At 66.8% G+C, this 19,821-nt stretch carries 13 protein-coding genes and 1 pseudogene; 4 read left to right on the top strand and 10 right to left on the bottom strand.

Going from position 1 to position 19,821, the window contains the following annotated elements:
* Window positions 1-462 (top strand): annotated as a pseudogene (locus tag WKW82_RS09235) (integrase core domain-containing protein); the annotation flags it as partial.
* A gap of 82 nt (window positions 463-544) precedes the next feature.
* On the opposite strand, the gene WKW82_RS09240 reads toward WKW82_RS09235, so the two are convergent.
* Genes WKW82_RS09240 through WKW82_RS09265 form a run of 6 tightly spaced genes read right to left on the bottom strand, consistent with a single transcriptional unit; the run spans window position 545 to window position 7,476 of the window.
* Window positions 545-940, bottom strand: a complete 396-nt coding sequence (locus WKW82_RS09240) for a RidA family protein (RefSeq protein ID WP_340342416.1) — start codon at window positions 938-940, stop codon at window positions 545-547.
* 5 nt (window positions 941-945) lie between these two features.
* Window positions 946-2,556 carry an AMP-binding protein gene (locus tag WKW82_RS09245; protein WP_340341989.1) on the bottom strand — a complete coding sequence of 537 codons (1,611 nt, stop codon included), beginning with the start codon at window positions 2,554-2,556 and terminating at the stop codon, window positions 946-948.
* 27 nt (window positions 2,557-2,583) lie between these two features.
* Window positions 2,584-3,780 (bottom strand): acyl-CoA dehydrogenase family protein, encoded by a 1,197-nt coding sequence (locus tag WKW82_RS09250; protein ID WP_340341990.1) that lies wholly within the window; start codon window positions 3,778-3,780, stop codon window positions 2,584-2,586.
* Between the two features lie 5 nt (window positions 3,781-3,785).
* Entirely contained in the window at window positions 3,786-4,640 is an 855-nt protein-coding gene (locus tag WKW82_RS09255) for an enoyl-CoA hydratase family protein (protein WP_340341991.1), read from the bottom strand.
* On the bottom strand, window positions 4,637-5,107 hold the full coding sequence (locus WKW82_RS09260) for a MarR family winged helix-turn-helix transcriptional regulator (RefSeq protein ID WP_340341992.1): 471 nt from the start codon (window positions 5,105-5,107) through the stop codon (window positions 4,637-4,639). Before WKW82_RS09260 ends, WKW82_RS09255 begins: the two co-directional genes overlap by 4 nt.
* Window positions 5,108-5,109: 2 nt before the next feature.
* Window positions 5,110-7,476, bottom strand: coding sequence for a bifunctional salicylyl-CoA 5-hydroxylase/oxidoreductase (locus WKW82_RS09265; RefSeq protein WP_340341993.1), 2,367 nt, complete (start codon window positions 7,474-7,476; stop codon window positions 5,110-5,112).
* A gap of 101 nt (window positions 7,477-7,577) precedes the next feature.
* On the opposite strand from WKW82_RS09265, the gene WKW82_RS09270 reads away from it, so the two are divergent.
* Entirely contained in the window at window positions 7,578-8,843 is a 1,266-nt protein-coding gene (locus tag WKW82_RS09270; protein WP_340341994.1) for a class I SAM-dependent methyltransferase, read from the top strand.
* An 8-nt stretch (window positions 8,844-8,851) separates the two neighbouring features.
* The gene (locus WKW82_RS09275; RefSeq protein ID WP_340342417.1) at window positions 8,852-9,178 is read left to right on the top strand and encodes a DUF1840 domain-containing protein; all 327 of its coding nucleotides are present in this window, start codon (window positions 8,852-8,854) and stop codon (window positions 9,176-9,178) included.
* 110 nt (window positions 9,179-9,288) lie between these two features.
* Here the strand turns inward: WKW82_RS09275 and WKW82_RS09280 are convergent, their stop codons facing one another.
* The 3 genes from WKW82_RS09280 to WKW82_RS09290 form a co-directional block, all read right to left on the bottom strand.
* A complete protein-coding gene (locus WKW82_RS09280) occupies window positions 9,289-10,209 on the bottom strand; it encodes a hypothetical protein (RefSeq protein ID WP_340341995.1) in 921 nt (306 codons plus the stop codon).
* Between the two features lie 484 nt (window positions 10,210-10,693).
* Entirely contained in the window at window positions 10,694-11,710 is a 1,017-nt protein-coding gene (locus WKW82_RS09285) for a Bug family tripartite tricarboxylate transporter substrate binding protein (RefSeq protein ID WP_340341996.1), read from the bottom strand.
* A 120-nt stretch (window positions 11,711-11,830) separates the two neighbouring features.
* Window positions 11,831-12,754 carry a LysR family transcriptional regulator gene (locus WKW82_RS09290; RefSeq protein ID WP_340341997.1) on the bottom strand — a complete coding sequence of 308 codons (924 nt, stop codon included), beginning with the start codon at window positions 12,752-12,754 and terminating at the stop codon, window positions 11,831-11,833.
* A 113-nt stretch (window positions 12,755-12,867) separates the two neighbouring features.
* Between WKW82_RS09290 and WKW82_RS09295 the strand changes: the two genes are divergently transcribed.
* Window positions 12,868-13,629, top strand: a complete 762-nt coding sequence (locus tag WKW82_RS09295; protein WP_340341998.1) for an SDR family oxidoreductase — start codon at window positions 12,868-12,870, stop codon at window positions 13,627-13,629.
* A gap of 34 nt (window positions 13,630-13,663) precedes the next feature.
* On the opposite strand, the gene WKW82_RS09300 is transcribed toward WKW82_RS09295, so the two are convergent.
* Window positions 13,664-19,801: a CHAT domain-containing protein gene (locus WKW82_RS09300; protein WP_340341999.1), complete on the bottom strand. Its 6,138-nt coding sequence runs from the start codon at window positions 19,799-19,801 to the stop codon at window positions 13,664-13,666.
* Between the last annotated feature and the right edge of the window lie 20 nt (window positions 19,802-19,821).

Here is a 19,821-nt window from a genome sequence, read left to right on the forward strand (position 1 = left end):
TGGCGACAACGGCTCCACGTTGAAGGCCACGACAGTGCTGGCGATGCTCAATTGGCTGGGCGTGAAGCCGTCGTATTCGAGGCCTCGCGTGAGCGACGACAACGCCTATGCGGAATCGTTGTTCCGCACGGCCAAGTACCGCCCTGAGTTCCCCGTCAAGGGCTTCGCCGCCTGGACCACGCGCGCTCCTGGGCGGCCGGCTTCGTGCGTTGGTACAACCAGGACCATCGACACAGCGGCATTCGCTACGTCAGCCCTGCGCAGCGCCACGACGGTGAAGACCAGGCCATCCTCGCTGCTCGCCACGAGTTGTACACCCGTGCCCGCGCACTCAACCCGGCGCGCTGGTCCGGGACTACTCGCGACTGGACGCCCGTCGGCGCTGTGACCCTCAACCCCGAACGTGACTGCATCGCTCAGACACACGCGAGGGAGCCAAACATACAGCCCCTGGCTGCATGAACGAGGCGACAACTACCTTGACGCGCACCGAACTCCCGCCGACCGCCTTGCGCGACGGCCGCCGGCTCTCGCACGACGGCCGTCAGTCCGGCACGACGGCGGTGACTTCAATCTCCACCTTCGCGCGCTTCTCCACCAGCGCAGCGACCTGCACGCAGGTCATCGCAGGGAAGTTACGACCCATCGCTTCACGGTAGACCGGGCCGAGCTCACGCAGGCGGGCGTTGTATTCGTCGCGGTCGGTGATGTACCAGGTCATGCGGACCATGTGCTCGGGTCCGGCACCGGCTTCGCGCAGGACCTCGACGATGTTGCGCAGCGCCTGGCCGGTTTGTTCGATGAAGTCATCGGAGACGAACTGCTGTTGCCCATCCCAGCCGATCTGGCCGCCCACGAACACTTGCGTGCCGCGTGCGGCGATCCCGTTGGCATAGCCCTTGGGGGGCAGCCAGCCGGCGGGTTGCAGGAATTGCATCATGCTCATCAAAGACTCCTCAGTTTGAAACGTTGCAGCTTGCCGGTCTCGGTGCGCGGCAAGGCGTCGACGAAAGTGATTTCGCGCGGATATTTGTAGGGGGCGATGGTCGCCTTCACGTGGTCTTGCAAAGTCTTCACCAAGGCGTCGTCGCCGGCATTGCCGGGCTTGAGGACGCAGAAGGCCTTGACGATCATGCCGCGCTCATCGTCTGGCTTGCCGATCACGCCGCATTCGGCCACCGCTGGGTGCTGCAGCAGCGCGTCTTCGACCTCGGGGCCGCCGACGTTATAGCCGGCCGTGACGATCATGTCGTCGGCGCGGGACTGGTAGAAGAAGTAGCCGTCCTCGTCTTCCGTGAACGCATCGCCGGGATAGTTCCAGCCGTTCTTCACGTAGGCGGCCTGGCGGGAGTCATCCAGGTAGCGGCAACCGACGGGGCCGATGATCGCGAGCTTGCCGACCGTGCCGCGCGGCAGTTCCTTGCCTTCATCGTCGACCACCTTGGCGGTGAAGCCGGGCACGGCCTTGCCGATGGCGCCGCGGCGGACTTCTTCGGGCGCAGCGGAGATGTAGATATGGAAGACCTCGGTGCCGCCGATGCCGTCGAGCATCTCGATGCCAGTCGCTTCCTTCCAGAGTTGGCGCGTGGCATCGGGCAGCGCTTCGCCGGCGCTCACGCTGATGCGCAGGCTGGGCACGCCGATCTTCTTGGCGAAGGGGGCGACCTGGCGGTAGAAGGTGGGCGCGGTGTAGGTGATGGTGGCGCCGGAATCGTTGATCAGCTTGACCATGCCCTCGGGCGTGTAGCTGCCATCGGGGAAGAAGACCGAGGCGCCTGCCCACATCGGGAAGATCAGCAGGCCGCCGAGGCCAAACGTGAAGGCCAGCGGCGGTGAGCCGAGGACGATGTCGGTGGGGCGTGCACGCAGCACGTGGCGCGGCCAGGTCTCGCACATGGCGAGTACGTCGCGGTGGGTGGAGATGGGCGCCTTGGGCTTGCCGGTGGTGCCGGAGGTAAAGGCGAGCAGGGCGATGTCGTCCGCGGCGGTGGGACAGGCCTTGAAGCGGCCGGACTTCGACGCGGCGCGTGCCTCGAGGGAGGTGGGCTGGTCGGGCTGGTTGAAGGCGATGATCGTCTTCAGCACCGGATGGTCCGCACGTGCGGCCTCCAGTTCGGCCAGCAGCTTGCCGTCGCAGAGGGCGGCCACGGGTTGCGACTTGTCGATGATGTCGCCGAGTTCCCTGGCGCGCAGCAGCGGCATGGTCGCGACGGCGATCAGGCCGGCCTTGACGACGGCGAGCCAGGACAAGGCCATCTGGATCGAGTTGCCCCCGCGCAGCAGCACGCGGTTGCCGGGGACGAGGTTCAGGTCCTCGGTCAGGACCTGGGCGATGCGATTGACCTCGACGGCCGCCTCGGCGTACGTCAGGGTGCGCGTGGGGGAGCGCAGCATGGGGTTGTCGGCGAAGCCCTTGGCCGGGGCCTTGTCGAGCAGCTCCTCGACCAGGTTCAACTGGTCGGGCAACTGCAGTTCCGGCAGGTCGTAGCGGAAGATCGGGAGTTGGTCTGGCGGCGGCAGCCGGTCGTGGACGAAGCGGTCGATCTGTGCGGTCATTGCGTCACCTTTGTGCCGTGCGCGCGCTCACGCGTGCTTCAGCACGGACTTGCCGATGATGAGTTGCTGGACCTCGGTTGCGCCCTCGTAGATGCGCAGCGAGCGGATGTCGCGGTAGAGGCTTTCGACCTTGGTGCCGACTTGCACGCCGAGGCCGCCGTGCAGCTGCAGCGCCATGTCGATGACGCGCTGGGCGTTCTCGGTGGCGGTCATCTTGGCCATGGCGGCGGCGGTGGTGAGGTCGCCGGAAGGCTTCTGGCCGGTGCGCTCGGATTCGTCGCGCATCCAGGCCGCGCGGTAGGTGAGCAGGGCGGCGGCGTCAACGAGCGCGGCCATGTCGCCGAGCTTGGCTTGCGTGAGCTGGAACTCGCCGAGCGAATGGCCGAACATCTGGCGGCGCTGGGCGTGGGCAACGGCCTCGGCCAATGCGCGGCGGGCCATGCCGAGGGCGGCTGCGGCGACGGAGGCGCGGAAGATGTCGAGGGTGCGCATGGCGAGCTTGAAGCCGCCGTGGAGGTCGCCGAGTTGCGCGGTGCGGGGCACGTTGCAGTCGTTGAACTTCAGCGTGGCCAAGGGGTGTGGCGCCATCACGTGGATGTGGCCCGACGTGTCGAGACCGGGGCTCGTCGCATCGACGATGAAGGCAGTGATGCCGCGCGTGCCGCCGGTCGGGTCGGTCTTGGCGAAGGTGCAGTAGAAGTCGGCGATGCCGCCGTTGCTGATCCAGGTCTTGGTGCCGTCGAGCTTCCAGCCGTCGGGCGTGGCGTCGGCGCGCATGGCCATCGCGCCGACGTCGGAGCCTGCGTTGGGCTCGCTCAGGGCGAAGGCGGCGATCTTGCTGCCGTTGGCGACTGCGGGCAGGTATGCGGCTTGCTGCTCGGGGCTGCCGGCCAGCGTGATCGCGCCGCTGCCGAGGCCCTGCATGGCGAACGCGAAGTCGGCCAGGGGCGAGTGGTAGGCGAGGGTCTCGCGCAGCAGGACAAGGGCGCGCGAATCGAGTCGCTCCAGTGCGCCACCGGATGCGGCCGGCACGCAGTAACGCAGCCAGCCGCCTTCGCCGAGGCGGCGCACCCAGTCGCGGCAGGCGGCGCGGTCGTCGCTTTCGTCGACGTCCTGTGCAGCGGCCCAGGGCAGCAGGCCTCGCGCGAGGGCGCGATGCGCGTCGTCGAAGAAGGGCAGCGCGAGGTGCGCGGTCGATGGGGGAGCGGGTGGTGGTGTGTTCATCCTGATCAGTCCCCTTGGAACGCCGGCTTGCGCTTGTTCGCGAAGGCTTCGTAGGCGCGCTTGAAGTCCTCGGTCTGCATGCAGATCGCCTGGGCCTGCGCTTCGGCCTCGATGGCCTGGTCGATGGTCATCGACCATTCCTGGGACAGCATGGTCTTGGTCATGCCGTGCGCGAAGGTGGGGCCGGCGGCCAGGTCGCGTGCCATTGCGGTGGCCGCGTCCAGCAGGGCGTCGCTTTCGTGCAGCGCGTTGAAGAAGCCCCAGGCGTGGCCTTCGGTCGCGGTCATGGCGCGGCCGCTGAACAGCAGTTCGGACGCGCGGCCCTGGCCGATCATGCGCGGCAGCAGGGCGCAGGCGCCCATGTCGGCGCCGGCCAGCCCGACGCGGGTGAACAGGAAGGCGGTCTTGGTGGCGGGCGTGCCGTAGCGGATGTCGCAAGCCAGCGCAATCATCGCGCCGGCGCCGGCGCAGATGCCGTCGATCGCGCCGATGATGGGCTGCGGGCAGGCGCGGATCGCCTTGACCAGGTCGCCGGTCATGCGCGTGAATTCCAGCAGCGCGGGCATCTCCATCTTCGTGAGCGGGCCGATGATCTCGTGCACGTCGCCGCCGGAGCAGAAGTTGCCGCCGGCGCCGGTGATGACGATGACCTTCACGTCGGTGGCGTAGTTGAGGGCGCGGAACAGGTCGCGCAGTTCGGCATACGAGTCGAAGGTGAGCGGGTTCTTGCGTTCGGGGCGGTTCAGCGTGATGGTGCCGATGCCTTCGGTGAACGACCAGGCGAAGTGCCTGGCCGAATACGACGCCTTGGGTTCGAACTGCGCGTGCATGGGGTTGCCGGCGCCGATGTAGTGCTTCATGCGATTTCCGTGGTGGGTGTGGTTTGCTTGACCTTGCCGAGCAGCTTGTGCAACTGCGCGATCTCTTTCGAGTTGAGGCCGGCGAAGGCGTCGACGATCCAGGCTTCGTGCTTTTGCGCCATGTCGTTGAAGAGCTTGCGTCCGCGCGGCGTGAGGCGCACGCGCCAGGCGCGGCGGTCGTTGGCGACGTCCACCCGCTCGACCAGGCCTTCGGTCACGAGCTGGTCGGTGATGCCGGTGACGTTGCCGCCGGTCACCATCATTCGGCGCGAGAGCTCGTTCATCTTCAGGCCCTCGGGCGCGCGCTCGAGTTGCGACATGAGGTCGAAGCGCGGCAGGGTGGTGGTGAACTGCTCGCGCAGGCTGTTGCGCACCTGCTTCTCGATGAGCTGCGTGCAGGTCAAGAGGCGCAGCCAGAGGCGCAGTTCGTCGGGGTGTTCGCTGTGGGCGCGGGCTTCGAGGTCCATGGTCACTCCACTGGCAAAGGCTTGGCGGCCTGCGCTTGCGTGGCCGCAGCCATCTCTTTCTGCTTGGCCATCTCGCGGTACATCTGGTCGCGACCGCTGAGGTATTGCTTCGGCCAGTCGACCGCGCGGCTTTCCAGCTTGGCGGCTTCGTGCAGCGTCCACGCGGGGTCGGCCAGGTGCGGGCGGGCGACGGCGCAGAGGTCGGCGCGGCCGGCGGCGATGATGCTGTTGGCCTGGTCGGCGTCGGTGATGGCGCCGACGGCGATGGTCGAGATGCCGACCTCGTTGCGGATGCGGTCGGCGAAGGGGGTCTGGTACATGCGGCCGTAGACGGGCTTGGCGGCACGGGTGGTCTGGCCGGAAGACACGTCGATAAAGTCGGCGCCTGCGGCCTTGAGCAGGCGCGCGACTTCGATGGCGTCGTCGCCGGTGTTGCCGCCGGGCGCCCAGTCGTGGGCGGAGATGCGCACGCTCATCGGCTTGTCGGCCGGCCAGACGGCGCGCATGGCCTTGAACACTTCGAGCGGGTAGCGGCAGCGCGCGTCGATGCCGCCGCCGTACTCGTCCGTGCGCAGGTTGGTCAGCGGGCTGATGAAAGACGCCAGCAGGTAGCCGTGCGCGCAGTGCAGTTCGAGCCAGTCGAAGCCGCATTCCGCAGCGCGGCGGGTGGAGGCGACGAACTGGTCGCGCATGAGGTCCATGTCGGCGCGGCTCATTTCGGCGGGCAATTGGTTCTGTTCGCCGTAGGCCAGTGCGCTGGCCGACAGCAGCGGCCAGTTGCCGGTGGGCAGCGGCTCGTCGGTGCCTTCCCAGCCGACCTGGGTCGAGCCCTTGGGCCCGCTGTGACCCAGCTGCATGCCGATGCGCGCGCTGCTCTGCGCATGCACGAAGTCGACGATGCGCTTGAAGGCCGCCTGTTGCGTGTCGTTGTAGAGGCCGGTGCAGGCGGGGGTGATGCGGCCTTCGGGGGTTGGGCTGGTCATCTCGACCATCACCATCGCCGCGCCGCCGAGCGCGCGTGCGCCCAGGTGCACCAGGTGGAAGTCCTGCGGCACGCCGTCGACCGCGCTGTAGGTGGCCATGGGCGAGACGATGATGCGGTTCTTCAGCGTGAGGCCGCGCACGGTCAGCGGCATCAGCATCGGCGGCACGCGTTTGCCGCCGGCCAGCCATTCTTCGTAGCCGCCGAGCCACTTGGCATCGCGCAGGCGCAGGTTCTCGTGGCTGATGCGTTGCGAGCGGGTCAGCAGCGAATAGGCGAACTGCTCGATCTGCATGCCGCTGTAGCGCGTGACGTTCTCGAACCATTCGGTCGAGTTGCGCGCGGCGTTCTGGATCTTCAGCACCTCGACGCTGCGGCGGCCTTCGTAGGCTTCGAGCACCTGCTCGACGTCGCCATGCTCGACGAAGGTGTTGGCCAGGTCGATTGCGTCTTCCAGCGCCAGCTTGGTGCCGGAGCCGATCGAGAAGTGGGCGGTGTGCGCGGCGTCGCCCATGAGCACGACCGGCACGGTCTTGCCGCCGACGTCCACGCGATGCGTCCAGTGCCCGCAGACCACGCGCGGGAAGCGGATCCAGTTGGCCGAGCCGCGCAGGTGGGTGGCGTTGCTGATCAGCGCGTTGCCGTCCAGGTAGGGCGCGAAGAGCTTTTCGCAGAAGGCGATGGCCTCGGGTTGCTCCATCTGGTCGAGGCCGTGGGCCTTCCAGACTTCCTCCGGCGTCTCGACGATGAAGGTGGAGGTGTCGGCGTCGAACTGGTAGGCATGGGCCTGGAACCAGCCGTGTTCGGTCTTTTCGAAGGCGAAGGTGAAGGCGTCGAAGCGCTTTTTTGTGCCGAGCCAGACGAAGCGGCACTGGCGCGTGTCGATGTCGGGCTGGAACACGTCGGCGTAGCGCGTGCGGATTCGGCTGTTGAGGCCGTCGCTGGCGATCACGAGGTCGGCGTCGTATTGGGCGGCCAAGGCCTGATCGTCGGTGGCGTCGCATTCGAACACCAGTTCGACGCCGAGTTCGAGGCAGCGCTCCTGCAGGATGTTGAGCAGGCGCTTGCGGCCAATGCCGCAGAAGCCGTGCCCTCCGGAGCGCACGCTGCGGCCCTTGAAGAAGACCTCGATGTCGTCCCAGTGGTTGAAGGCGTCGCCGATGAGGGCGGCGGTGGGCGCATCGGCCGCGGCCAGGTTGCCAAGCGTCTGGTCGCTGAGCACCACGCCCCAGCCGAAGGTGTCGAAGGGACGGTTGCGCTCGACGACGGTGACGGCCAGGTCGGGCCAGCGCGCTTTCATCAGCAGCGCGAAGTACAGGCCGGCGGGGCCACCCCCGATGCACAACACGCGGCGGAGGGCGGGAGAGGGCAGCTTTGGGCAATTCATGGTCGAATAGTTTAAGCCTAAACAATCAGATGTCAATGGACTACAGCGTGTTCGGGTGCGATCGATTTAGGATCGGTTGACGGGTCGCAAGAATCTTTCGCATGCAAAGCTTGATACCGAAGATCGAGTCGCGCCTGGACACGCTGGCCGTGCCCATCGCACTGGAATTGCCGGATGGACGGCGCGTTGCAAAACCGGGGTCGCGCGTGACGCTGGCCTTTTCGGACTGGTCGGGGCTGGCCAAGCTCGCGGCCAGCCAGATCGGTGCGCTCGGCGAGTTGTACGTCGAGGGCAGGGTCCAGATCGAGGGCGCGATGCGCGACCTGACCGATGTGGCCGTCGGCCTGCTACCGGGCAACCCGGTGGAAACCAACACGGGCTGGTGGGGGCGGCTACTGCGGCGGGCCAAGTCCCGCGGCGCGCATTCACTGGACAAGGATGCGGCGCAGGTCGAATTCCACTACGACGTGTCGGACGACTTCTACGCGCTGTGGCTGGACCCGCGCCGGGTGTATTCCTGCGCGTACTTCAAGGCGCCCGGAATGACGTTGGCGCAGGCGCAGGAGGCCAAGCTCGACCACATCTGCCGCAAGCTGATGCTGGCGCCCGGCCAGCGCTTCCTGGACATCGGCTCAGGCTGGGGCGCGCTGCTGCTTTGGGCGGCCGAGCACTACGGCGTGGATGCGACCGGCATCACGCTGTCGAAGAACCAGCACGCGTATGTGCAGCGGCTCATCGACGCCAAGGGATTGGGTGGGCGCGTGCGCGTGGAATTGCGCGACTACCGGGAGCTGACCACCGACAAGCCGTTCGATCGCATCGCGTCCGTCGGCATGTTCGAGCACGTGGGCGCCGCCAATATGCCGGGCTACTTCGCCCGCATCAACGAACTGCTGGTGCCCGGCGGCATGGCGATGAACCACGGCATCACGTCGGGACGGCTCGACCAGGACCAACTCGGCAACGGCATGGGCGACTTCATCGAGAAATACATCTTCCCCGGCGGTGAACTGTTGCACGTGACGCATGTGCTGCGCGAGATGGCCGTGGCGGGGTTGGAGATGGTCGACACGGAGAACCTGCGGCCGCATTACGCGCGCACGCTGTGGAACTGGTCGGACGGCCTCGAAAGCAAGCTGGACGCGGCATTGGCAGTGCTGCAGCGGTCCGCCGGCAGCCGCGAACGCGCCGAGCGTATCCTGCGAGCCTATCGTCTTTACCTGGCCGGATCGGCCATGAGTTTCGAACAGGGCTGGATCTCGCTGCACCAGATCCTGGCCATCAAGCCGGACGGCAAAAAAGATACGGGCTTGATGCCCGGCGCACATTCAGCGTACCCTTTCGTCCGCGACCACATTTACCGTTGAGAGACCAGATGCTTTACAAATTCAAATCACAAGCGACCCAGGATGTCGTGATGCTTGAAGCCAATGCCCGCCAGTTGCTCGAGATCATGGGCAAATCCGGCGGTGCGAGCGGCATCATCACGGTCGAGCAGATTCCGGCGGCGCTCGCTGCGCTGGAGGCCGCCGTGCGCACGGAGGGCGCCAACAGGCACAACCACGATTCGCTCGCGGTCGAGGGGCATGCGGAAGAGGCGGAGCGGCAGCACATCGGGCTGCACCAGCGCGCGGCACCGATCATTCACATGCTGAAAGACTCGCAGGCCGACGGCAAGGATGTGATCTGGGCGGCTAAATAAGCGCCGCCAACTCGCCGCTGCGCAACTCTCACCCCCGCCGGGGCTGACACCGGCGGCCCGGCAGCGCCGGTTCCGGGGTGCTTCCCGAATGAAGATCGCCCGGCCTTGATTTACCTTGGAATAGCGCCCGGGCTTGAAAAGTCGTAGCGGGGTCCGGGCCCAGGCACGATCGGTGGTCCTGCGTCGGGGCCGCGCATGGGGGCCGTGCTCTCGTAATTGGGCGAGACGCCCACCGGCGAGGGGATCGACGAGGCGTAGCGCGGGCCGGGGCCAGGGACCACGGGCGGGCCCGCATCGACGTAGCCCGGGTTCAAGGTGTTCGCCGGCTGGCGTGCAGGCTCGACCCAACTGTAGTTGGAGGGCAGGCTGCTGGTCTCGGTGTCCGGTGACTCCTGGCGGCGGTTGCGCTCGCGTGCGTAGTTGCGTGGCGTGGCGCCCGGCGTGGCCGTGGATCGAATGGGCGCTGAGTTGGCGGCAGAGGACGGTGTTGCGGCGATGGACGCGTCAGCTTCCGTGCCCGTTGCTGCGTAGGGCTTCGCGATGGGGGCAAGGGGCGCGGCGGTTGGGGCGCGGTTCGACGATGCCGGTGCTGCAGACCCTGCCAGTGTCGACGGTGCCAGCGGCGCAGGGGTGACAGGCGCAACCGCAGTCGCCGCCGGATCGGATGGAGATTCAGCCTGCACGGCCGGAACCGACGCGTTGGTGCCGGCCTGCAGCGGCGCCACCGCCTTGTGCGAGGTCAGCACGTACATGCACCACCCCACGAAGCCGATCAGGAGCACCAGGCCGGCGATCCCGGCACGCAGCCAGAACATGGCCGGCTCGCGCGCTGGCGCCGAAGCGCGCAAGGGCATCGACCGGGAATGTCCTGTGCGCGTCGCGTCGAAGCTCGCGTCGCGCCGCGAATCCGCAAACGCCGGCCCGGGAATGGAATGGCCCACCGGCTCGATGCCAAGCCGCGCGGCGCAGCCGACGCAGAACCTGGCATTCTTCCGATTGAGTTTTCCGCAGATACCGCAAGCGGTCGTCATGAACCCACTCCTCACACGATCAACCTTCGACTCTGCGTCAAGGCCGAGGTTCACGCTGTCGGCATATGTCTACTTTGCAATAAAGTGCCGGTGCCGTTTCCATCCAGACGGGTCATCCGAAAGCGTGAAGATGTCGTGGCGAATGCGCCAGCCGGAAGGCCCGGCCCGCGGACCGGATCCGTACGCCAGTCCGGTGGTCACCGAGCGCGAGACGGGTGGCCGCAGCCGAAAGACTCAGCCTAGAACAAGCAGTTGGATGCGCCCGAGTGCGCCGTGATCGGCGTGCCAGGCAAGGCGCGAGAACGCGGCGGGCTCATGCCCGCAAGGCCGAGCAACGCCGCATGGCGCGTCGAGCGCGGTGCAATCGGGTGCATAGCGCTTTCACCCTGGCGGCGAACGTGATCGAAGGCAGAAGTTTCAGGCTCCATAGCTGCTTTTTCCAAAGTTTGAGCGCGGTCAACTGCTTTTTCTGGGCTCAAACCTTCTAATCCACTTTCGCGCCGGAGTCCTTCACCACCTTCGCCCACTTGGTGTGCTCGCTCGCGATCAGCTTGGCGAATTCGGCCGGGGTGTTGCCGCTCGGGATGGCGCCTTGGGCGAGCATCTTTTCCTTGATCGCCGGGGTGTTCAACGACTTGGCAACTTCCTGCTGTATGCGGTTGACGATGTCGGGCGGGGTGCCGGCCGGTGCGAGCAGACCGAACCACGAGCTGGCCTCGTAGCCCTTGAGCGCCGGGCCGCCGGCCTCCTCGATCGTCGGCACGTCGGGCAGCGCGGCGGAGCGCTTTGAACTCGTCACCGCCAGCGCGAGCAGCTTGCCCGACTTGATCTGCTGCATCGACGAAGGCAGGTTGTCGAACATCACGTCGGCATTGCCGGCCACCATGTCCATCAATGCCGGGCCGGAGCCCTTGTACGGGATGTGCGTCATGAAGCTGCCCGACATGCTCTTGAACAACTCGCCCGACAGGTGGATCGACGTGCCGCTGCCACTGGACGCCATGTTGAGCTTGCCCGGATGGCTCTTGGCGTACTTGATGAAATCGGCCACGTTCTTGATGCCCATGTCCTTGGCCTTGTCGGCGTTCATCTCCATCACGTTCGGCACCGCGGCGACCAGCGTGATCGGCGCGAAGTCCTTGATCGGGTCATAGGGCAGCTTGCTGTAGAGCGCGCGGTTGATGCCGTGCGTGCCGACGGTGCCCATGAGCAGCGTGTAGCCATCGGGCGGTGCATGGGCCACGACTTCGGCGCCGATGTTGCCGCCGGCGCCGCCGCGGTTGTCGACGATGAATTGCTGGCCGAAAGCCTTCGACAACTCGGGCGCCACGGCACGCGCCAGGATGTCGGTGGTGCCGCCGGCCGCAAAGGGCACGACGATGCGCACCGGCTTGGAGGGCCATTTGTCTTGTGCTGCAACAGGGCCCGTGAGCATCAGCAGTGCGGCCGCTGCGCTCGCGGCCAGGGCGGTGCGGCGATTCGGCTTGGAGTGGAGGGTCATGCCGGCTTTCAAGGAAGTGGGTTGCGGGGAGGTCATCGCGCGTTGTAAGCGCGAAGCGATCGATCCGTTGCTCGTAGTTACCCAAGCCAGGCGACGGCCGGTAAACGGCTCTGTCGACGCTCAGTCGCCCTTCATCCGCGGCGCGAAGCCGCCCTCGCGAAAGCGCTCGACCACGAAATCGACGAACACGCGCGTCTTGGCCGGCAGCAGCTTCTTGCTCGGGTAGTACAGCGACAACTGCCCCATGTCGGCGGCCCAGCCGGGCAGCAGCCGCACGAACTCGCCGCTGGCCAGGCCGGCAGCGGCAAAGGGCATCGGCAACAGCGCCACGCCGAGGTCCATCCGCACGGCTTGCGCGATGGCCTCCGGGTCGCTGAACACGATGCGGGCGCGCAGGTCGGCCGCGCCTTCGTCGCCGGCCGCGTTGCGCAAGGTCCAGCTGCGCACGCGCCCGGTCGGTGACGAGCGCCGCACGATGCCGTCGAAGCTCGCGAGTTCCGAGGGATGCAGCGGCGCGGCCCGACCCGCCATGTAGCGCGGCGAGGCCACTGCCACCACGTCGACGCGCGCCAGCTCGCGCGCCACCAGCCCTGGCGACAACTCGATGCCGCCGCCGATGGCCGCGTCGAAGCCCTCGCCGATCAGGTCGACCTGGCGGTTGTCGAAATGCCAGTCAGGGACGATGGCCGGGTAGCGGGCGAGGAAGTCGCCCAGCAGCGGCACCACGTAGGCGCGACCGAAGGCCTGGCCCATGCTGACCTTGAGCGTGCCGGCCGGTTGGCCGCCGACGGTGGCCACGCTGGCCAGCGCGTCCTGCAAGGTGGCGAGGCCGCCGCTCACCTGGCGCAGGAAGCCTTCGCCGGTTTCGGTGAGCGCGAGGCGGCGCGTGCTGCGCTGGAACAGTCGCACGCCCAGGCTGCCCTCCAGCCGCGCGACGTTCTTGCTGACGGCGGCCGGCGTGAGGCCCAGACGTCGCGCGGCGGCGGAGAAGCTGCCGGCCTCGGCGCTCTGGACGAAGGATTCGAGGTGGCTGAGGGGTTCCATGGGGCGATTTTCAACCCGTGGTTGCAAGTCATTGAGATTTTTGATGGCTACCGGGAACAGGTGGAACTCCCCAAACTGGAGGCCTGTTCAACACATTCCCTCGAAAGATCCTCATGACCACCTCCGCAAACAACACCCTCCCGCTCGCTGGCAAGGTCGCCTTCGTCACCGGCGGTTCACGCGGCATCGGCGCCGCCATCGTGCGTCGCCTGGCTGCTGACGGCGCCAACGTCGTCTTCAGCTATGCCGCCTCGCAAGCGCCGGCGGACGAACTGGTGCGCAGCGTCGAAGCCGCGGGCGGTCGCGCCCAGGCCGTGCGCATCGACAGCGCCGATGCCGCTGCGCTCACGGCAGGCATCGACAAGGTGGCCGCCGAATTCGGTCGCCTCGACATCCTGGTCAACAGTGCCGGCGTGCTGGCGCTCGGCACGGTCGACCAGTTCTCGCTGGCAGACTTCGACCGCACGCTGGCCGTCAATGTGCGCGCCGTGTTCGTCGCCACCCAAGCCGCAACGGCGCACATGCCGCAGGGGGGCAGGGTGATCAACATCGGCAGCACGAATGCCGAGCGCATGCCCTTTGCCGGCGGCAGCGCCTATGCGATGAGCAAGGCGGCATTGGTCGGGTTGGTCAAGGGCCTGTCGCGCGATCTCGGCCCGCGCGGCATCACGGTCAACAACGTGCAGCCCGGCCCGGTCGACACCGACATGAACCCGGCCGACGGGCCGAACGCGGACGGCCTGCGCTCGTTGATGGCGATCCCGCACTTCGGCAAGGCTGCGGACATCGCCGGCATGGTGGCTTACCTTGCCGGGCCGGATGGTGGCTATGTGACGGGCGCGAGCCTGACGATCGACGGCGGCTTCGGGGCTTGATCGGGCCGGCCCCGAAGCGAGGGGCTTGCCGGCCTCAGGACTTGGGCGGTTTCCCCGCCTTGCCTCGCCGGCTTGCGGGAGCCGCCTTTTTTGCTGCGGGCTGCTTCGCCGGTGCCTTCTTGGCGCCCTTTACCGATGGGCTCCGTTTTGCCGGGGTTTGTTGCGCCTGGATCGGAGCGCTCGGCACCGGGACTTCCGCAACGTAGGCAGCAACCGCGACCGCGGCCTGCTCCGCAGGCGCGCCATTGCGGTCTTCTTCGTCCGGTTCGTCGACTCCCTCACTGTCGCTGCCCTGTTTTTCCTGACTGCGCGCTGGCTGCAACAGCGCCACCAGCTTGCCGAGTTGCCTGGAAGTGCGCCGCAGGACTGCCTGATGCTGCGCCGCATCCCTGGCCGCGAAAAACCGCGCGAGCAATTCGATCTGCGCGACGATGGATTCGAGTTCCGAGGGCTTGACCGTCAGGTTCGAGAACGATTCGGTGTAGCTCTTGAAGACCTCATCCAATGCCACCTGGCGCGCGACAGCATCGGCTGCAGCAAAGCTGCCGTCGATCAGTTTTTCAACCAGCAGCGCGTCGGCCTGCATCGCCGCGTCCCAGACACTCAGGCTGACCGCGAACTCTTGCGCGACGGCCTGCCGGCAGTGCCGGGCGAGCGCAAGCGCGGCCTCCTTCAGCGCTGGCGTGTCCCAGGGGGTGAGCAGGTCGAGCGCCAGGTGATTCAGCGCGAGGTACGGCTTCAGGCGCCCCCCTGCGATGCTTCCCTCGGCTCTTTGATAGGCCGCTGCGCTCATCCTCAGCGCTTCGTCCATCTGGGTTCCGACGCGTGCGGCTGCGGCGGTGCCAAGGTCGCCGCACAAGAGCTGCCGGGCCAACAATCCGGCCTTGCGCTTCCACGCGCTGCCCAGGATGGCGTTGCGTTCCGAGCTGCCATCGATGGCATCCGTCGACGCGTCGCCATCGACCTTGCCGCTGACGATTTCGCCAAGGCGGGTCAGGCGTGCAATGGCGTGGTCGATGAGGCGGAACCCGGCGTCGTCGGATTTGCCGCTCGCGTCACTCTTCGCGGTGCGTTCGCCCAGCAGCGCTTCCACGTTCGCGAGCTGCTCGATGTCGCGCACCGGAACACGTCCCAGATCCCCCTCCGCCTGGATCGCTGCAAGGTAGGACTCGCGCGCCTTTTCCAGCTGGTTGAGTTGGCGCCACGTCGCCGCGAGTGCGGACTGCACCTCGGGCAAGGCCAGCCACGCGGGCATCGCACGCTTGTCGCGCAGTTCCAGTACGTGCTCGACGCTGCGCGCGAGTTCCGACTCGGTCTGCCGCTCGAGCTTTTGCGAGATGGAGGCCCGAACGCGCGCGAGCGCGTCGAGCAATTCGTCGGGCGAAACGTAGGTGGGATCGCCATCGGTGTCGCTCGGGCCATCGCCGCCTGGTTCCGCCATCCAGCCAGGCTCGCCGTAGGCCTGGAAAGCGCCCCACGTGATGTCGCCGTTGCCTGCCTGCCAGGCGGCCTTGCGAGCGGTGAACACCGCTTCGCCGAAGCTGCGCCGGCGCCGCAGCAGCTCCTGGTAGAAGGTCTGCCCGAAGACCGACGCATTGGCATCATCGACCGCCCAGCCGGCAACGATGACGCAGCGCACGCCAATGTCGATGAGTTCGCGTGCGACGCTGGCGGCCAGCTTGTTGGCGTTTCCGCCATAGGATTGGTCGACGGTGCCGAGGTGACAGCAGTTGAGGAAAACCAGTTCGGGCACCGATTCCATGGCTGCGATCTCGGCCGCGGTAATGAGCAAGCCGTCGGACAGCAAGACACCGCTGCGCAACCGGCCGTCGCGATGGCGCACGCCAAACACCCCGTGCGCCGAGATGTGCAGGATGCGGTAGGGCTGGTGATACAGCTGCGCAAAAACCTCGACCGCACCGGTACCCGACCCGATCAAGGGCGTCACTGTATAGCCCAGCCCGTTCAACACCTGGGCGATGGCCTCGGCTTCAGCCTGCGCCTGGCCGAGCGGCTTCGGGTCTGCCCGATCGCCCTGGGGCCCCGGAAATGCGCGACCGAAGCCCTCCACCGACGGGTTGCCGATCACGAGCGCGCAGCGATTCATGGCCTGCCGCACCTGGTATCGGAACTTCGACGTTGCGAACTGGCGGACCACCGCGGTCCGCAACGCGAGCGGGCGCGGGTCGTCGCTGGGGTCCGTCGGGTCGTCGGCCAGCAGCAATTCCCACGGCAGGTTGGCGGTGTAGCTGTCGACTACCAGCACCAGGCGGCTGAGTTGGCGGGCGGCGTCCTTCAGGTCGTGCGGCACCATCAACTGGAACAGCATCCGGCCGATGTCACCCTGATAGCGGGTTTCGTGGATCTGCCGCTTTATCAAGGTCTCGATCAGGCCGGGTTGGCGCTGCTGCATCACCGACTCAGCGCGGGCACGTGACCCGATGTAGATGTAGCGCAGCCGTTCAGCGATGGGCGCGCGCGAATTGCTTCCACCGTCCGCGTCATCGCCATCGTCGTCTGTGCGCGGGCCGTTGCGGTTGTCCGGCGGGCAGGGGGGCGTGAAGCACTCCGGTGGGCACAGGTCGTCGCGGCGGTCGGCATCGGTGACCATCAAGCGCGGCCAATAGTTCATCGCGCGGTCGTCGAAAAGGCGTTGTCGCGCACTCTCGTCGTGCCGCAATTCGCTGCGGCACACGAGCGCCGTGCCGGAAGCCTCGGCATGCGCGTCGAGCGACGAACTCATCTGGCGCAAGGCGTAGACCGCGGTGATCGCCGTGTCGAGATAGAGCTCGATGATCTCCAGACGGCCGACCCGGATGTTGAGGCGCGTGGCCTGGTGGAAGCGCATGTTGGCGTCGATCACGCCCTGGACCAGCGCCTCCACCGATGCACCGATGCTGAGGTTGGCCGTCGAGTTGTAGCCCAGGAGCAGCGTGGCGAGCGAGACTTCCCGCGGCTCCTTGCCAAGCACGTCAACCACCTGCAGCAAGTAGCGCAACACGCCAATGCGCACGGCCTCGGTGAGGTCCGGCGAATTCAGTGGCACATCGTAGGTGCCAAGGCCGGTGACGATGGCGCCACGCATGCTCCCGCGCGCACTCTCGACGGCATTCGGCAAGCGCAGCACCACCGTTGCGGTGCCGCGCGGCCCCGCGTAGAGCCCGAGGCTCTTGCGTTCACTGAGATCGCCTCCGAGCAGTTCGCGGTCGATCAAGCCCTCCGGCCCGACGATCGGGTCCTGCTCGTAGTGCCCGACCATGATCGGCATCGAGACAAAGCGCAGGTCGCCCGCGCGCACCGACACCTCGAGCCTGCGCTTCGCACGGGGGAGGGCGCGCATGCGCTGCGAGCCGCCGAGCAAGGTCCGCTCGATCGAATCGGGGTCGTTGATGGTTGGCGGCCCGGCGTCATAGAGCAAGGGCTTGGGCAGGGCGATGTCGCGCGTGGCGGGCGGGGTCGTGAGCAACTGGCCGCTGGTGCCGGTCGCCAGCAATTCGACCAGCGCCGGGAAATATTCCTTCGTCGCCGCCAGGTCGCCGTGCTCGGCCGGCATGTAGAAGGTTTGGCCGATGCCATCGATCCGGCCCGAGTCCCAGGTGACCGTGCCGTCGCCACGGGTCGTGCCCACCATGCGCAGGCGGCCCTTGTCATCGCGGATGCCACAGGGTGTGTTGGGCGCGACGCCGAACACATAGGTGGTCTTCTTCTCGTATTCAGGCGGCAGCCTTGGCTTGTCATCGCCATCGGCACGCCAGAGCCAGCTGGCGGAGTCGAGTGTCTGTTGATCGGGCTTGCCCGAGCGCCCATTGCCGAACCACAGGTCGCGAATCTTGCCGTTGAAATCCACCCAGGTCTGGGCGCTGGCGTAGTCGTAGGTGCCGCCGCCTTCGTCCTGCCCCTGGAACGTATCCTTGAAGCCTTTCTTCGGCAACAGTTGCAGCGCGCCGCGGAAGCCGGCGACGATGTCGAGCACCTCCTGCATGCTGTGTTGAAGATCCAGTCGCACCAGCATGCGAAGCGTCGAACCCTTGCCCAGCAGGTTCTCCACCATCGAATGGGCGCCTTGATTGGGCGTGCCGAGCATCACGAAACGGGCGCCGTTGCGTGCCATCAACTCATCCATGACCGAGCGACGCTTGTGGATGCAGGCGCGAACCACCAATCCGCCCATGCTGTGCGCCAGCAGGCGAATCGGCTTGTCGGTCTCCTTCATGAGCCGCACGAGGAACTCGCCCAGTCGCTCCGCCAGGACGTCCAGCGGCTGGCGCCAGTCGTACGGGAAGGTCTCGACACGGTGGGTCTTCGCCAACTCGTCGCACAGCCGGCCGTAGGACATGCCGAAGAGCTCTTCGGCCTCGACGTTGCTCTTTCCCCAACTGATCTTTTCGAGCCCACCCTTCGCGATGTCGAGCGGATCGAACCAGACGCGATCGTCTCCGTTGACGCGCAGGTGCGAGCCCATCACGCCCGGCAGTACCACCACCACCGGCCTGTCTGCGGCCTGCGCATCGCGGCTCGTCGAGCGTTGCAGCGCCTGCAAGTCCGCGGCGCGATCCGGCAGGGGCCGGAAGACGCCGAGCTCAGCCGGCTTCTCGACGGTCAGCCAATCGCGCAGCGCGGCGCGCGTGTCATGGTTGGTGAAGTAACGAAAGTGCGACACATCGGCGCCGCGATCGAACAGGATGCGGGAGCCTGCCTTGGGTGCGATGCCGGCGAGCATGGCCGGCGTATCGACGACGAGGTCGTTGTCGACGTTGTCGAAAAACACGAAGTCCGTCAGCAGCACGCCCAGGCGCTTGAGCAGGTTGCCGCCCTGGATGTCACCGGCGATCACGGCCATCTGGATGCCGGGCCGTACCGGGGATTCGCGCAGCAGCCAGGCCATCGGCGAATCGGGAAGCATGGCCTCGATGCCTGGCACCAGGTGCGGATCGGTCCGGTTCTTGGCGATGTCGATGATGACGCGCCTGAACGCCAGGTAGTACGGGCTGCCGAAGAGGAAAGGCACCTGGCCGATCAACGTGAGGATGCCCGACAGGAACAGATCGAAGTTGCCGCTCGCCAGCAGCGTGCCGTGCGCCGGACTGGCGGTGCGCACGTAGCGCTGGATCACGAGTTGCTTCTCGCGCAGTTCCTTCGCGAGAAGTTGCAGGTCGGCGCGGTGCTCGGCATGTGCGGTGTCGAGTTCCTTGATGACGCGTTGGGTTGCATCTTCGTCCGGATCGCCGATGCCTTCGAAGCCGAACCGATAGCGGTCGATCAGCTTGTCGAAGTCGGTCAGGCACAGCAAGTCCGCCACCAGGCCACCGCGTGAATGCGAAACGAGGTTGACGTGGGCGCCCTTGGGCAGGGCGCGGACCAGTTGCAACGCGTTGGTGATCGGGCTCTCGGACAGCGTCTTGTGCTCGAAGGCATAGATGCGTTGGCCGAAGCGGGCTTCGAGCGCTGCCCAGACATCCTGTCCGGTCGAGCGCAGGTCGCCGAAGCTGCCCAGGGTGCTGGAGGCGGTTCCGTGCACGAACACCAGCAAGGGCTTCTTGGCCGCTTCGGCAGGATCCGCCGCGGCCGTCAACGCTTCGGGCAGGAAGTCGGACGCATTGCCGTTGGACCCGACCCAGCGGTACAGGCCCGGCTCATGGCCGAGCTTGCGTTCGATCGCCCACATCAGGGCCTTTGTGCCTGCCCAGCTGATGCCCAGCTGCGCCACATCCTTGACCGAGTCGGCGATCGGGTCGGCTGCGCCGCCTCCCACCACAAAGGTGAAGACCTTCGATACCAACCTGCCGGCGGCTTTCGTGAAGACGTTGCGGGAGTCGCCGCCTTCGTCGCTCAGCTTGTCGATGAGGATCTCGCCATTGGGCCCGAGGAGCTCGGGATGGCTCGATGCCAATGACGCGCGCAGCCGGGCAGCGCTGGTGATGAAGGTGCTGCCGTCGGCCAGTTCGAGCCAGACGACATCGGAGTCGGCCGCTGGGCGTTGCATTTCAGCCGTCGAGTCGGGCGCGCTGCGCGCGCTGGAGCTGACGTCGAAGGTCGACTTGGGGGTCAGGTACCCCGGCGGCAGGAACGGGTCGGCTTCAGCGCTGCCCGATCGCGCGGTGTTGGTCAGCAGGGCGGGGAGGCGCGGCGGAAGTTCGCGTCCCGAAAGCTTGATCTGGATGGTGTCGGGCATCGCGTTTCACCTTTTTATCT

The sequence above is a fragment of the Variovorax rhizosphaerae genome (genome assembly GCF_037889975.1).
Classification (GTDB): Bacteria; Pseudomonadota; Gammaproteobacteria; order Burkholderiales; family Burkholderiaceae_C; genus Variovorax; species Variovorax rhizosphaerae.